This is a genomic window from Paraburkholderia bryophila, assembly GCF_003269035.1.
Taxonomy (GTDB): domain Bacteria; phylum Pseudomonadota; class Gammaproteobacteria; order Burkholderiales; family Burkholderiaceae; genus Paraburkholderia; species Paraburkholderia bryophila.
In genome coordinates this window covers 107,338-121,227 of sequence record NZ_QLTK01000007.1, presented here as the reverse complement: position 1 = coordinate 121,227, position 13,890 = coordinate 107,338, and the positions used below count along the sequence as shown (strand labels likewise).

12 protein-coding genes and 1 pseudogene are annotated in these 13,890 nt (G+C 56.1%); 6 read left to right on the top strand and 7 right to left on the bottom strand.

The window, feature by feature from the left end:
* Nucleotides 1-225 precede the first annotated feature (225 nt).
* The 3 genes from BX591_RS36095 (at nucleotide 226) to BX591_RS14090 (ending at nucleotide 2,328) form a co-directional block, all read left to right on the top strand.
* Nucleotides 226-750, top strand: coding sequence for an HAD domain-containing protein (locus tag BX591_RS36095; RefSeq protein ID WP_146749760.1), 525 nt, complete (start codon nucleotides 226-228; stop codon nucleotides 748-750).
* 469 nt (nucleotides 751-1,219) lie between these two features.
* Nucleotides 1,220-1,687, top strand: coding sequence for a hypothetical protein (locus tag BX591_RS14100; protein ID WP_176343073.1), 468 nt, complete (start codon nucleotides 1,220-1,222; stop codon nucleotides 1,685-1,687).
* 314 nt (nucleotides 1,688-2,001) lie between these two features.
* Nucleotides 2,002-2,328, top strand: coding sequence for a hypothetical protein (locus BX591_RS14090; protein ID WP_111932054.1), 327 nt, complete (start codon nucleotides 2,002-2,004; stop codon nucleotides 2,326-2,328).
* 120 nt (nucleotides 2,329-2,448) lie between these two features.
* Here BX591_RS14090 and BX591_RS14085 read toward each other — a convergent pair whose 3' ends face one another.
* The 6 genes from BX591_RS14085 to BX591_RS37235 all read right to left on the bottom strand — a co-directional run bounded on the left by BX591_RS14085 (nucleotide 2,449) and on the right by BX591_RS37235 (nucleotide 8,121).
* Complete coding sequence (locus BX591_RS14085; RefSeq protein ID WP_111932053.1) at nucleotides 2,449-2,955, bottom strand: DUF421 domain-containing protein; 507 nt, start codon at nucleotides 2,953-2,955, stop codon at nucleotides 2,449-2,451.
* A gap of 145 nt (nucleotides 2,956-3,100) precedes the next feature.
* The gene (locus BX591_RS37245; RefSeq protein WP_338068898.1) at nucleotides 3,101-3,481 is read right to left on the bottom strand and encodes a ParB/Srx family N-terminal domain-containing protein; all 381 of its coding nucleotides are present in this window, start codon (nucleotides 3,479-3,481) and stop codon (nucleotides 3,101-3,103) included.
* Nucleotides 3,447-3,623 (bottom strand): ParB-like protein, encoded by a 177-nt coding sequence (locus BX591_RS37240; protein WP_338068897.1) that lies wholly within the window; start codon nucleotides 3,621-3,623, stop codon nucleotides 3,447-3,449. Before BX591_RS37240 ends, BX591_RS37245 begins: the two co-directional genes overlap by 35 nt.
* A gap of 215 nt (nucleotides 3,624-3,838) precedes the next feature.
* Entirely contained in the window at nucleotides 3,839-5,542 is a 1,704-nt protein-coding gene (locus BX591_RS14075; protein ID WP_111932052.1) for a hybrid sensor histidine kinase/response regulator, read from the bottom strand.
* Nucleotides 5,543-5,935: 393 nt separating this feature from the next.
* Nucleotides 5,936-7,456, bottom strand: coding sequence for a response regulator (locus BX591_RS14065; RefSeq protein ID WP_338068896.1), 1,521 nt, complete (start codon nucleotides 7,454-7,456; stop codon nucleotides 5,936-5,938).
* Nucleotides 7,456-8,121 (bottom strand): PDC sensor domain-containing protein, encoded by a 666-nt coding sequence (locus BX591_RS37235; protein ID WP_338068895.1) that lies wholly within the window; start codon nucleotides 8,119-8,121, stop codon nucleotides 7,456-7,458. Before BX591_RS37235 ends, BX591_RS14065 begins: the two co-directional genes overlap by 1 nt.
* 1,760 nt (nucleotides 8,122-9,881) lie before the next feature.
* Between BX591_RS37235 and BX591_RS14060 the strand changes: the two genes are divergently transcribed.
* The 3 genes and pseudogenes from BX591_RS14060 to BX591_RS14055 all read left to right on the top strand — a co-directional run bounded on the left by BX591_RS14060 (nucleotide 9,882) and on the right by BX591_RS14055 (nucleotide 13,094).
* A complete protein-coding gene (locus BX591_RS14060) occupies nucleotides 9,882-11,969 on the top strand; it encodes a putative bifunctional diguanylate cyclase/phosphodiesterase (protein WP_146749759.1) in 2,088 nt (695 codons plus the stop codon).
* 439 nt (nucleotides 11,970-12,408) lie between these two features.
* Nucleotides 12,409-12,659 (top strand): annotated as a pseudogene (locus BX591_RS37350) (IS3 family transposase); the annotation flags it as partial.
* Nucleotides 12,660-12,848: 189 nt separating this feature from the next.
* Nucleotides 12,849-13,094 carry a hypothetical protein gene (locus BX591_RS14055; protein ID WP_111932050.1) on the top strand — a complete coding sequence of 82 codons (246 nt, stop codon included), beginning with the start codon at nucleotides 12,849-12,851 and terminating at the stop codon, nucleotides 13,092-13,094.
* Nucleotides 13,095-13,382: 288 nt separating this feature from the next.
* Here the strand turns inward: BX591_RS14055 and BX591_RS14050 are convergent, their stop codons facing one another.
* Entirely contained in the window at nucleotides 13,383-13,655 is a 273-nt protein-coding gene (locus BX591_RS14050; RefSeq protein WP_244146964.1) for an NUDIX domain-containing protein, read from the bottom strand.
* Between the last annotated feature and the right edge of the window lie 235 nt (nucleotides 13,656-13,890).

Below are 13,890 nucleotides of genomic sequence, written 5' to 3'. Positions count from 1 at the left end.
TGTCAGGCTTCGCGAGGTTCCCGAGCCTGCTCGAACGCATTTTTTTCGCCGAATTGAAAACAAAACGCGGCCCCTGATTGATGAAGACCCAGAACCGGAAGATTGCGCGTACTGGCACGATTGGCTGTACTTTGTGCGAGGTTAAGTGTTTTCAAGCGTGTCTGTCGATGACCTGCGCGTCATGCGGCATTGCAAACAGAGCAAAGGCGCGGGAGACGTTTATCTATGACCGAAATTGACGTCACAACAGCAATGAATTCAGACACGCCCACGCTGTATCTAGGGTTCGAGAATGTGCTACATCACAGTGAAGCGTGGCTGGATACGCTGGGAAGGGTAAGTCTGGAATCAGGTGGGAAGCCGTTTGCCGAGGCACATCATCTGATAGATGCGTTGACGCCATATCCATGCTTGCGAATAGTGCTTACGACGAATTGGGCATGGTGGGTTGGCGACGAGAAGGTAATCGGCTTGCTGCCTACAGCGCTTAGCCAAAGGGTGACTGGTACTACGCGTGAGTTTCCGCCGCGCATTGATGAAACAGAAAATGGTTGCGGCGATGTTGGGCCCGTCGTACGTCACGCGACTGCGCACCGCTTGAAGAGCTGGCTTGCGATTGGCGGCAATTTTCGCTGCGTTCCAACTCACCTTACTTCGCGCTTTTTGCGGTTGTCGGATACTGGGCTTGAGGCCAGCAGCAATCGAGAAGCGCTGCGTGCGGGGCTGCAGTCAAATTTCAAGAAAATGTGAGGATGGGCGAGATGCGCGGAGCTGGCTTTAGCTAAGCATCGCCCTGATGCACGGAGAAATCCTATGGGCGCCACAAGTTACCAGGTGCCAGACCCGCTCGTAGACACACGAGTCCGCGTGTATGTGGGCCGTCTGGAGGCGCTCTGCGACCAATTGCGCTCGCCCCCAGTCTTTGAGGGGCGGTCGATTACGTTCGAGGGCACTCCTCGGCAGCAATGCATCGCTGCACTGCGCTCAAGGTCCATACAAGGACCGTTTCCTGTCTCGAAAGCTATAACGCTCAAAATAAAGCAGCGGACGCTGTCATTGCCACGGACGCTTACAGCGTGGCTTGTAGACATTAGTGTCGAGGACGAAGCTGCGCATGCGCGGATTTACAGCACTCTACCGCGACTCGACGTTGGCCCGATTCCGGTCGGGTCAACGGACGACGCTGTAGCCATTGCAATCAAAGTTCTTGAGGCCGCTGATGCTTAAAATTACGTTTTATGACGGAGAGTATGACGGCGACCTGACGGCGCTTGTGCCCATTTGCGAAATTGATGGCAGTGTCGTGCCCGAAGACCGCTCGCCCTACACCACGCTGGAAGAGACGCTGCGATTGCTGGAAATGTGCGCCGACAAATATAGCGTACCCCGGCCCGCTGGTCAGTGCTTCACGGTTTTGATTGGTCGCAAAGCCGGCACCAAAGTCGTATCGCTGGCACGCCTGGATGTACATGCCTGCAACGGTCGCGCCAGCGCGAATGTGCGATGCAAAGGCGCTCCTGACTGTCACACGGGACCGGTGTGCTACGAGCCAGAGGACGACGCGGCTGCCATTGTACTCAAGGTACTGGTCAAGGTCTTACACGATGAGTCTCGACTGTCGACGCTTGCACAATCCCGTCTAGATTCTGTGAATCGGGCAATCAAGGTAAAGCTCGACGAACTGTGACGAAGCCGACCTTGGCGGCAGAGAAATCGTCTGTGCGTACATACCCGAGGCAGAGCTCTTGACCTGACCGTTTACAGGGCTATTGACCAGCGGACGTACACATAAATATCGACGAATTGGCCCGGTACACGAAGCTCTATATTTATGCCAAAGACTGCTCGCGCTCTTCGACAACCGCCGCCGGCCACACATCATGTTCTCGAAAAACTGGGAGCCGACTTGGCCGTCGCACGGTTGCGTCGCAAAGAATCCTTGAAGACACGGACCAAGCGCGTGGGAGTTTTGATATCTACGCAAGTCATCGGAATTTTCAAATGAGCACATCCGTACCTGACGACTTCCCTCGAGACCTTGCGCCGGCTGCTCTTTCTGGCGCTCAGCCAAAACTTGCGGCCAGAATAACTGACGGCAAGTTCGTCGCTGGTCTGACTGCAGAAGAGCGGGCCGAGCGGTGGAAGGTTTGCGAAGACCTCGCGCATCAGCTTGTTCCCAAGACCATCAAGGATGCGACCAAGAATCCCGACCATTCGCACGATGAGACGTTGCGGCGAGTGCGACGAGCAATTGAGGCGAAGGGGTGGACGGAACGGCCGGAAACTGATTGGTTGATGCGAAGGCTGCGCGTTCTTCTAGCTTGGTGAGAAACGAAGGCATTAGGAGGATTATGGGCTGATGAATAGCATCTGCGCAGTTGCATATCGAAGCAGCGCTCAGCGTTGTGCGTTGTGCGTTTCCCTGTGGGCCTCAATAACGGCAGTGGGCTATCCCCCGCCGAAGCCCGTCTCTTTCCGGATAAGACTAATTTCGCCGTTGCGTTCAGGATTGGCACTTCGCACTTTACCGAGGTCGTGCGTGCCGAGTTCCTGGCGGACTGCCTCGGCGACGTCCCTTCGAGTAACCAGGGCCGCGGACATTTCCCGTTCGCTGAACTGGCCATCGCGGAATAGGTCTCTCTCAACTCCGACAGTGAGGGATTCTAGCGTTTGCGACCTCACGCAGGCCCACGCGAGCGCACGGTGTATCAAAACCAGAACGAGCGACGCTATAAGTGTCGGGACCGCCGCTGAAGCGCCTACAATTACGCGGCTCAGCGTCGCACCGAGCAGAACCATAATGACGTGGTCGAATGGTGAACGGTGACCGAACGACCGGCGACCAGATATGCGGATAAAGATAAGGGTCGCGAAGAATATCGCCGCCGCCCGCGCAGACATCTGTAGGCTGGTCAGGTCCTTGCCCTCACCAAAAAGTGCAACGAGCAGTTCCATCACTGTCTACTCCGTTGGTTTGGCCTTGACATAGCGGTTCGCCAGGCCCTGTCCTTACCCTCCAAGGTTCAATGCGGTTGAGTGGGACCGATGTAGCCGGGCAACCCGGCAGCTGAATCGGTCTTCGCAAGGGCTATCGCCTGTTTCAAAATCTTCTGAACTGTTCATCGCCCGAGGGCAATGGAAGCATGCTCCGGAAGAAATCTGCCCACCTGAAATCTTCGAGCGGGGTAGAGGTTCTTCCGTACGCGCCTGCCTCTCGCGCAAAGGCTGCGAGGCTCCGGCAGACGTCGTCCGCCAGCTGCCAGACGTGCCGCGGCATCTCGGCAAAAGGCCGGCGCTGGCCTCGTACGTCGTACGGATATGCCCATCGACGGTTCTCCATCGTGAACCAGAATTCTTCCGGTTCCATCGACGAAAGGTCCTCAACCAGCACGACCGGAACATCCGATATGCCAACAAGACGCAGGGCAGCGGCGATGTGACGATGGTCAATAACGTAAGGCCTGCCCGCGGGTCCCAGCATTATGAGGACAGGCTTTTTCGGCGATGGCCATTTTGAGGTCATGCCCGCTGAGCTTCCGGTAATCGTCCGTTTTCTTCGCGACTTCGCGTTCGCCGTGTGTCATCTGCGTCGGACGCAATTCTTTGATGGCGATGTTTTTCATGATGGGTGCCTTTTCGGGACTTAGGTCACGCGAGTCGATATCCGTATGTGCCCACTGTGGTAATCGGGAGCGACCTGGATGAGGCACGAGCAGCAAATGACGTTCCCATTTTCAGGTGCGGGGCAAGAGCTGGTACAGGCATAGACCAAACGGTCAACGGCTTAGGCGGGAAGCGAGCGGCCGAGCGGTGTCGCGCCGGCAATAGGCCGTTCGAATTAGCGACTGCCGGCTCTTGTTTTGAGGATGGCGTTGAGTCTATCAATAGACGCGGGTTTCGTGAGGTGACAATCGAAGCCAGCTTCAAGTGCGCGCGACTTGTCGGACTCAGATGCATACCCGGTAAGCGCCACCAGTAGCAGACCGGGGTAATCCCCACTCCTCCGGATGGCGCGGGCGACAGCGAAGCCATCCATGCCGGGCATAGCCACGTCGATTAATCCCACATCAGGTGTCCATGATTTCAGAAGCTCAAGGGCCTCGGCCCCGGTCGTTCGGGACTCGACCGTATGGCCATGTGTCTCGAGCACTGCGGTCAGAGCATCCAGTGCGTCGCGACTGTCGTCGACCAGCAGCACACGTGCCGGTGCATTGACCGGCTCCAGGTCCGCATCGCCAGTGCGCTGGGCGACCTGCGAGTCGAGCAGTATGGGGAGGTCGACCTTAACCTGGCAGCCTTGACCAGGGCCAGCGCTTTCGATGGCGATGCCGCCGCCGTGCAACTCGGTGAGCTTCTTTACCAGCGCCAGACCGATGCCGAGGCCGCCTGCGTCTACTCCTGTCGCGCGCGTGGACTGTACGAACAATTCAAATACATTCGGAAGCATCTCCCGGGCAATTCCAATACCGTTGTCGCTAACGCTAATGGTGACGCAGCCGCCGGTAGCCGACGTATTCTCAGAGCATCGGGTGACTACCGATAGCCGTATATCACCGCCGACCGGCGTATACTTCGCCGCGTTCGAGAGCAGGTTGGCGACTATCTGGCATAGGCGGACATGGTCTGCGCGAACGTACACGCTCTCCTCAAGACCCGTAACGGTTAGCCGGTGGTGGCGACTCTCAATACGGTGTCGCACCGCAGCGATGGCGTCGGTCACGACGTCATTGAGCGACGTTTCACTCACCCTGATGCTGAGCTTGCCGTGCTGCATGCGAGCCGCGTCCAGCAGGTCGTCAACGAAGGTCTTGAGATGCCGCATCTGTCGCCTCGCGACCTCCAGCATTTTTAAAGCACGTTCATTACCCGGGCAGAAGGCAGCAGTCGCCTCGATGGCGTTATCGATGGGCGCAAGCGGGTTGCGGAGCTCGTGCGCCACTTGCGCGACGAACTCGTCATAGCGCCGGCTCTGCTGTTCTCTAAGGTCGCGTGCGTCAACGACGGTCAGCGCAGCACCCGCGAATATGGCAAGGTTAGATAGCAGCCTGACATCCTCCTGCTCGAAGAGACGGTCTGCCGAGTGCGCCATCACCCAGATGGCACCGAGCTGCATGCCATCGGTGACAATCGGTACAACGAGGCCCTCGGCTATGGGCGTCGGGCCGCCCCGCAGTAGGGAGAAGTGCTGTTGCGGTTCAAGGAACAGTTGAGGCCTTCCTTTATCGAGCGTAAGACCGCAAGGGCATTGACTCCACGGCGTCGCCTTTCCCTGCAATGTTGCAAAAGCGCCGCTCACTGCCAGCCATCGAAACAGCCGTTCGCCCTCTTCGGGTTTCTCAACCAGACTTATGCCCGCGCTGCCGGCATGACAAAGGTTACGGGCTGCATCGGCTATGGCCTGGAGAAACGCTCCGCGTGGGCCTGTCTGTGCGTTTGCAAGAAGTAGAAGAGCGGAATTTTCCTGCTCGAAGTCTGACGGGCGCGATGCCCGCGAGTGCAGCTCAGCCGTCCCGATTCCTTCGGCGTTCGGTCCTAATCTCATGGCACCTCTCCAGGGGCGTTCGTATGAGCGTGGCGATGGTCGAGAAGGGTGCGCGTCGAGAGATTGCAGCAAAAGGCCCTAAAATAGGGACCGACTATGCGGCCTTGTGCCGGTTGCTTCAAGGTAGGGCAGAAGTGCGTCGAAGTCAATTGGGCGGCGCAGCCCCCGCACCTGGTGATTGAAGTCAGCATCGACCAACCGCACCGGGTCACCGGGCGCTCGCAACAATTTACGTTCAACTGCAGCTGAGATGCGATTGCGGCCGTCGGCAATGGCTTTAAGGATACGTGCGTCGCTTGCGCCTGGAGGCATGCCATTACGAACAGCAGTCCAGCTCGCGGAACGGAGGACGCGCTGAGTTCGCATCGCATCACTGCGTAGAGTGTGCGGGCGTTATTGGATGAGTGTAGTCAATTCCTGGGGGTCGAAAGGTTTGGCGAAAATCGGTACGCCGGTCCCTCGCGCCCGTTCGAGTTCGTCGGCGTATCCTGTCATCAGTGCGACAGCCTGCCCTGGACAATGGGTCTTCAACCAATCGACCAGGTCGATGCCGTTCAACTTTCCCGGCATCTGCACATCTGACAGAACAAGGCTGAATCGCTGGCCGCCCTCTAGAGCAAGCAATGCATTGTCTGCATTGTCGAGGTGAACTACGTCGTGCCCCATCAGGCGAAGAACAGCCGCCAGCCCGGCCGCGACCTCATGGTTGTCTTCCACGAGCAGAACCGACGTGGTCGCGGAGTCTGTTGGCGTTGTGTGCACCTTACCCTGGCCTGTCGGGCGCTGCTCGCGTGAAACGCACCGGGGAAGATAGAGACGCACAGCGGTCCCGACCTCGAGTGTGGTGGTGATTTTGGCTGTGCCGCCGCTTAGTTCGCAAAACGCCAGCACTTGCGCCAACCCTAGGCCGGCCGCAGTGCCTTGTCGTTTCGTAGTAAATAGCGGCTCAAATGCGCGCTCCGCAACGGAAGGTGCCATGCCGACCCCGTCGTCCGACGCGGTCACAAGCACAAAGTCGCCCGCTTGCACGCCACCCAGTAGGGATTCGGACTTCACATTTTCTGCCGAAAGAGTAAATTTACCGCCCCGCGGCATCGCGTCGCGAGCGTTTAACGCCAAGTTAATAATTGCCAGTTCGAATTCTGCAAGGTCGACAGTAACCGGCCATAAGTCGGGCGAGACATCAAAACCGATTGATATTGCGTCACCGACCGCGGCGCGCACAACCGGTCGGAGCTTTGGAATTGCCTCAAAGAGGTCGACTTCTGCCGGCTTGACGGGTTGCTTCCTGGTGACGCCCATCAGTGTTCGCACAAGTCCGGCGACGTTGTGCGTTGCCCGCTCGACGGCGAGCACCTGGTCCTCAACATCCGTGTATCTCTTTTTGCGTGCAATGGTCACGTTCGAATTGACCGCCATGAGGTGATTGTTAAACTCATGTGCCACGTTTGCCACAAGATTTCCCAGCGCACCCATGCGTTGCAGATGACGTCCTGATGCCTCGGCATCCCGGCGCCGCAGGGTTTCTTCTCGCCACTTCTTCCACCCACGTTCTTCCGCTGCCAGTTGGCGTAGCGAAAATCCGAGCAGCGCCCAAATCGCCGAGCAGGGTAGTCCTGCGAGTGCACAGATGAGGAAGAAGTGGTGAAGCCAGGCGATAAAGAGCTGATTAAGGAGAAATCCGGCAGTGACAAACAAATGGTATTGCCCCACACGTCGAAATATGAGGAGACGTTGGTCTTTGTCGAAAGAGCGGCCAGTGATTAGCTTCCCTGCAAGCTCGTCGTGCTCCAAAGCATCTGTTAACGCGTGGGTGGTCGCTTTGCCTGCCGTTGCGTCAACCTCCGGGTAGGTCACGAGAGCCGTACCATCGCTGCGGTACAGGCCGATAAAAGATTCCTCATCCTCCTGCATCAGCTTCTGATGAAGCCTATGAAATAATCTCGCCTTATTGCCACCGAGACGGTGCCGAGGAACGTGCCGTCGGTCGCACTTCGAGCTTTGACGATATTGAAGACGCTAGCTCCCGAGACGCTTGCAGCCATCGGCCTTGACACATATTGCTCGGGGCTGAGACGCTTTGACACAATAAAGTCTTCACGCTGGCTTATGTTGATTTTGGGCACGGGGAAAAACCGGCTGCTCACAAGCAGATTCCCCCTGTCCCCGAAAGCTGATACCGCCGCTACCTGCGGAAAGCCACCGGCAATAGCATTCAGCTTCTCGTGAATGGCTAACTCGTTGTCGCGAATTTCAGCGTCTGTCGCGTCGCCCAGTTGCTCTTCAATACGCGACACCAGTTCGGCGTTCAGGTCCATGACCTTGAGGGCCTGTTCCTCTGCAACGCGTGTTGAACGTTCACTCGCGGTGACGGCATCTGCATAACGGCGCTGATAGTCGTAATACCCATATCCGGCCAGACAAAGCGCAGGCAAGGCGAGCGAAACCAGAAGAAGAGCGAGGAGAACCTTCCTGGTCGCTGCGAAGTTACGAGTGGGCGGAGGCACGCCGTCCCGGAGTGGGTCTTCGGACGAACCTGAATTATCCGCCCCGGGACTATTATTCGTATTTTTGTCCATGAACAACCGCACGTTCGCTGCCCTATAGTCTGCACGTGTTAAGTCTCGGCACATGTCGGACCATGCTGGAGCCGACATAACTGGCGAAAGCATTTTACATGCCAAAATGCTCATGCGGAGCACCAAGTGATTGCCGATGCGCCGCTCGGCGGTGCCGCGCCCACCGACGCACGCCACCTGCAAGGCACAACGTATATGAGGCCGCCCTTTGCAGTATCGCAATGTAGAAATTACGCGAGATTTCCTCGGCACGGCGTGCGACGGATGCGGCCCGCTATCACCGAGGCCTTGTCGCAGGTTTGACTGAAAAAGAGCAGGCCGAGCGGTGGACGATTTGCGAAGGCTTGGCGCATCAAAGTGTTCCCCAAACTTTAAAGGATGCGGCCAAAAATCCGGACCATCCGCACGATGGACGCTGCGGCGAATACGGCGTGCAATTAAGGGCAAAGGCTGGACGAGTGTTGTTGAAACGGATTGGCTTATAGAGAGACTGCATAACTTGCTTGATTGGTAGAAAATAACTGCATCAAGGCTGGCGCGAGCGTCGAAATCCCACGGATGTGACGGGCTGTTCCGGTTGTGCGCCCGCCGCTTTTTCCTGTCGCGGTCGGGCCAGAGCCCAATGTCTAGAGCCGACATGATGCTTTATCGCATTATCTCGCATTCTCTCTCGTGGAATGCTGCGGCCCTTGTTCGGTCCGCGTTACCATTACAGCAGCGGTGAAATTTCTAGGCATCGACCGACTCGGCGATGTAATCAACTCCGATGGTTCTGCCTTATTTATTCATCACGCAGTGTCCCGAACTTGTATGGGCGCGCCCGGTTCGAGGTGGCGAACCAGCTCCGCCGCGGAATGGGGCCATGTATCGAAAGAATTCATATTGAAGGTCGCGAGCTCTGGACAGCAGTCCTCCACTGGAGAGCCAACTAGGAACGGATGGCGAGCTACCGCGAAAAACGAATGGCCATCTTTGTAGACCACGCAGTCGGTACGCCCACAAAGAATAACGATTGGCACGGTGCAGCTAGCAGCATCTGGAAGGACGCCAACAAACTCTGCATTCAACGGTCGACTGGGCCTAGCGACGTCGCAGACCAGTTGAATTTACAAATCCTAGGGGCAACTTCACTGCGCCATCCCTCGCGTCCGTGGTCGTCACTTAACACCCCGGTGGGCATCGCCTTTTGCATTTTTTAAGTGGCAGTTTCTTATACCACTAGAGCGTCGTCGATATACGAGCAATGGCAGCAATGCTGCGATGCAAGCTTGACGAGAAAAATTGACGACCGTCATCTTGAAGTTGAGAAAAAGTAGGCGGCAGCTTCAATGAATCTTGCAGACCTAGAAATCGACGCAGCATCGATTCATAGCGAAGTAGTTAACGAAAAGCAGCAGCTTCGCATCACCATGGGCGAGACTGCTGAGTGAAGCGATAGAGAAAAAGTGAAAACATGCGCCTGAGGTGCACTGTATGCGAGTAGTCCCGTTGCGGGGCGAGTATGATTCCATAAAAGCAAAGTCATCGCTACAGAAGCATACGAGCGTGGATTGAGGCCGGAATTTCCGAGGGCAGGAAACGTGCGTAGCACTCACCAGTTTGTTAGGCAGGTCGAGGGCGGGATACGTCGTGCGTCCAGACAAGCCTGGAAATCTCGGGCTTTTGGGCTTTGTGGGGCATTGGCCCTGATTATTTCATTGGCAGGTATAGCGACCAGACATCGCGAGCTCGCGCCGGCGCTTGTCAGCGTCGTGTCCGTCATGTTGGTAGTACTTGCCTGCGGCTACGCACTGCTACTTGGTCGTCTGGCTTCTTCACGGCAGCTGGCCTACGGTCTCTGCAGCGTTGCAGAGGATTGCATCAAGCTGCTCGATAGACGCGGTCGCATAATCGCGATATCGGAAACGGGTAGAGAGCTCCTTGAAGCCACATCCACCAGCCAGATGCCCGGAATGGATTGGCTGTCTCTATGGGAAACCCCAGATGCGCGAGCTGCTTTCGATAAAGCGCTCTTGGGGAAGTCGTCGAGCTTTCAGGGGCACTGCCACACGATGACTGGCAAGCCGCGGTATTGGACATCAGCCTATTGGCCGGTAAAAAAGGCCAACGGAACCGTTGTTGCCGTTCTGTGCAAATCCCGCAACATAACTGATGAAGTGGAGTTGGTAGCTGAGCTGCGAAGGAAGTCCCAGATACAGAGGGACATGGAAGACCACGTAGACGTGGTTTTTGCTAGTGCGAGCCCCGATTTTGAAAAGCTCAACCACATCAGCTCCGCCTTTGAGAGGATGTGGGAGTTGCCCCTTTCCGCCATGGCCGAGGACAGCACGATATGGTCAAAGCGTGTTGAGCCAGAAGACCTCAAGATTCTCCGCGCCCGGATGCGTGAAGCGGTGGAATCAGGTCGGCCGACGCAGGCATATTTCCGCCTACGCTTCGCCGGACAGCGGACAAAATGGGTTCGCGCCGATATCTATCCTGTCGTTGAAAACGGGTCTGTGCAGAGAGTTGTCAGCGTCTGCGTCGAAGCAACTGAAGAGCGGGAACGTCTGCAGAAACTCGATTTCCTAGCGCATTACGACGACCTCACGGGGCAGCACAATCGCCGCGCAATGATGGATTTGCTTGCAACCCTGTGCAAGGGTGACGCATCTTTTGCCTACCTGTTCATCGACCTTGACCGATTCAAAGCAGTGAACGACTCCTTCGGGCACGCCATAGGGGACGTTGTACTGCAAACCATCGCCAGAAGAATCCGCGCTGCCTTGCCAGCGGACGCGACTGTTGCCCGCGCAGGAGGAGACGAGTTCACCGTTGTGGTCCCCTGTCGGTCGGGCAATCAGGACGTAGCCGCGGTGTGCCGCCGACTGATTTCCGCCTGTCGGCCGACTATTGAGGTGGATGATAAACGCATCTCAATGACATACTCCATCGGGGTCGCGCTATACCCGCAGCACGCAAAAACCCCCGAGTCACTGTTCACAAGTGCAGACATTGCGATGTATGCCGCGAAACGTTCAGGAAAGAACACATTCCGGGTCTTTGGCGACAAGGAACGTACCGACCTTTACAAGATTCATCTCGAGACAGAAGTCAGAAATGCTGTTCGTGAACGCCAGTTCAATTTGCATTATCAGCCCCAGTTCTGTGTCCATACCGGAGAACTCGTTGGCCTGGAAGCGCTGCTGCGCTGGAACCATCCGACCAGAGGATTGATATACCCCGACCTGTTCATCCCAGTTCTTGAAACCACCGGGTTGGTCATCGACGTTGGACACTGGATTTTTCGCGAAGCGTTGCGCGCGCTGGGTGAGTTTTCAACTGTCGGCGCAAGAAGTATTGCGATGTCAATTAACGTATCCGCGACTCAGTTGCGTGATTCACGGCTGGTTTCAATGCTCTCTCGCGCCGTTAAAAAGCGTGGCATTGTTGCATCGCAAGTGGTCGTCGAGATAACAGAGTCAGCGCTGATTGATAACCTTGAAGACGCGCAGGGCATCCTTGAAGGGATTCGAGCGTTGGGTATCAGGATAGCAATCGATGATTTCGGCACGGGGTACTCAAGCCTAAGCTACCTGACAAGATTTAGCCCGAATATCGTCAAGCTGGACAAGTCATTCATCGATGACATCGCTGCCGACAGTTTGACAAAGACTGTCGTCGAAGGGGTTATCGATTTGGCTCATAAATTGGGTATGTCGGTGGTAGCAGAAGGAGTCGAAACACAGGAACAGCTTGACGTGCTTAGGGCTTCCCAGTGCGATAAAGTGCAAGGATATTTGCTCGGAAGGCCCGGCCCTGCGCCGGACATCCTGGAGCGCTTTGCTCTCGATTTTTCTCAACGGTAGTATTGACACGCTACAGAACGCGATGGGATGACTTGTCCTTAGAGATGCAAAGCGTAGTTGCCCGACTCTCTCTTCTGAACGCGTTGCTTTGGTCCGCGTTTGTCGTCATTTTAAACTACTCATTAGGGTGATGCCGCTGCTAGACCTTGTTGCTGTCGCTGGACAGTAGAGCTGCTGGGACGGCTGACAGCTTCATTGGCTATCCTTCCGTTCACATTCGTATAGCGCGAAAAGAGGTGAAGTTTTTCCTTTATTCCTTTGCGTGCCGCCTCATTCTTACGTGTAAAATCTTACTCCTCCCATGCTCTATTGAGCCCGCGGATTTGAATCACTGGAATTTTTCAGGCCGGCGCAAGCCGGCTTCTTTTTCTGCGTTCCGGCTTCAGGGATTCCGTCTAGCACATAACTATCATCGACAGACAACTCGCCAACTGCGCGCTTGAAGTACGCCTTCATCGAGGATAATCGATGCTGCCGGCCAGTCTGAGTGCTATACGAAGTGCTGGAAGTCAGTTGCCAATTGATATCATCAGCACCGGTAACGCACCGCGCACGACGAGCCGCACCAAAGCCGCGTAAGCATCGATATACTTGGTCGCACAATTCAAGTTGATTCACACGCAGGTTAAAGCTGAATACGGCTGGCCCGGCGTGTGGAAGGAGTTGCTCACACAAGGCTTGCGCGTGGGCACCATCGACAACATGGCTTGCGCCGTTAAGGCGTGCTTTCAATGGAAATTTGTTGCGGGTCTCTAGTAGGTGGAATCCCTATCAATTTTGCAGGTTGCTTCGAATTCGTCTCTCGCGTAATGTCCCCAACGGAACGTCTAAAGACGTCCAACAAACATTAGAACCTGAGAGAGTGCTGCGAGGGTAGATATGAACCCAATTGTCGAGCGCGACATCGCGCACGTCGGCATGGTCATGCGCGCGTCCATCATGTCGTGTGCACCACAAATCGCGTTGGTCGACTACTGGCGACGTCGAGTAACGTCATTGATGAAAGAGAAGCACCTGGCCGAGCTTCAAGTCTGCGCGTTGCAAAGATTGTTGAGCGAGCTGGCGGAGATTGAGAAAGAGCTCAATGTCATGCGCGCAGACCGACTGCCCAAGGCCCCGGCGTAGACCTACTGCAGCGGCAATGTTCGCAAACCTCTTTCTGTCTGTCGTGGCGTCAGGAGGTCATCAACCATATGCCGAAACGCACGGGGGAAAGGATAGCGACAGCGGCACCGACCTGTCGAATCTTGACGACTGCCGCGAACTTCCTGCTTCCGTTACCCCCTTTTTCTCTAGCTATAGTCTTCCTCGACAGCAACATCGATATTAAAGCCGCGATACTCGTAGGTATGGTTCATTTGAGTGCGTTGCAAGGAGGCAGCGCCAGCTGCCTTGCCTCATCAATCCGCGAGGCTATAAGTGCCAAGAAAGGTGCGACAATATCGAGAGTCGATACGCTGGCGGACAACGTTGCGATTTTGACAGGGGAGAGCCATTTGCATTTCGCAATTTCATTGCAGGGCTCCGCTGCGGCGTGCTGAATCCTCGAAACTGGAATAGGTAGGTGAGCTCCTGAGGTACGAGCGTAGTTTCTTCTCCCAATTCCCGTCGCGAGGCCGCAAGCGGTAGCTCGTCTCGACGAATTTTCCCTTCAGGCAGTGCCCATCTCGACCGCTCTCTGGCCACCAGGAGAATACGGCTCTCACTTACGCATGTAACAGTTGCCCTGTTTTTCAGGCTTGTCTCGCACGTCTGATTGCGGCCACTTGCGATGCGGCGTCGCCCAACGACCGGCCGTTGAATCAGAACGGGCTAGCTGAGACTGCTTCTTCTCAGATGATGTTTGGTCGTTGACGTACGGGAGTTCCCGCGAAGGCTTCTCTTCTTCGTTTGCTGACCTGCTTTTCCAATCGCGCCGGGT

What these genes read in the sequence shown, in the direction of transcription:
- BX591_RS37235 (WP_338068895.1), bottom strand. Translation starts at nt 8,121, where the DNA reads ATGGACAAAAATACGAATAATAGTCCCGGGGCGGATAATTCAGGTTCG.
- BX591_RS37245 (WP_338068898.1), bottom strand. Translation starts at nt 3,481, where the DNA reads ATGCTGGGACCCGCGGGCAGGCCTTACGTTATTGACCATCGTCACATC.
- BX591_RS14075 (WP_111932052.1), bottom strand. Translation starts at nt 5,542, where the DNA reads ATGAGATTAGGACCGAACGCCGAAGGAATCGGGACGGCTGAGCTGCAC.
- BX591_RS14055 (WP_111932050.1), top strand. Translation starts at nt 12,849, where the DNA reads ATGAACCCAATTGTCGAGCGCGACATCGCGCACGTCGGCATGGTCATG.
- BX591_RS14100 (WP_176343073.1), top strand. Translation starts at nt 1,220, where the DNA reads ATGCTTAAAATTACGTTTTATGACGGAGAGTATGACGGCGACCTGACG.
- BX591_RS14065 (WP_338068896.1), bottom strand. Translation starts at nt 7,456, where the DNA reads ATGCAGGAGGATGAGGAATCTTTTATCGGCCTGTACCGCAGCGATGGT.
- BX591_RS37240 (WP_338068897.1), bottom strand. Translation starts at nt 3,623, where the DNA reads ATGAAAAACATCGCCATCAAAGAATTGCGTCCGACGCAGATGACACAC.
- BX591_RS14060 (WP_146749759.1), top strand. Translation starts at nt 9,882, where the DNA reads ATGTTGGTAGTACTTGCCTGCGGCTACGCACTGCTACTTGGTCGTCTG.
- BX591_RS14085 (WP_111932053.1), bottom strand. Translation starts at nt 2,955, where the DNA reads ATGGAACTGCTCGTTGCACTTTTTGGTGAGGGCAAGGACCTGACCAGC.
- BX591_RS36095 (WP_146749760.1), top strand. Translation starts at nt 226, where the DNA reads ATGACCGAAATTGACGTCACAACAGCAATGAATTCAGACACGCCCACG.
- BX591_RS14090 (WP_111932054.1), top strand. Translation starts at nt 2,002, where the DNA reads ATGAGCACATCCGTACCTGACGACTTCCCTCGAGACCTTGCGCCGGCT.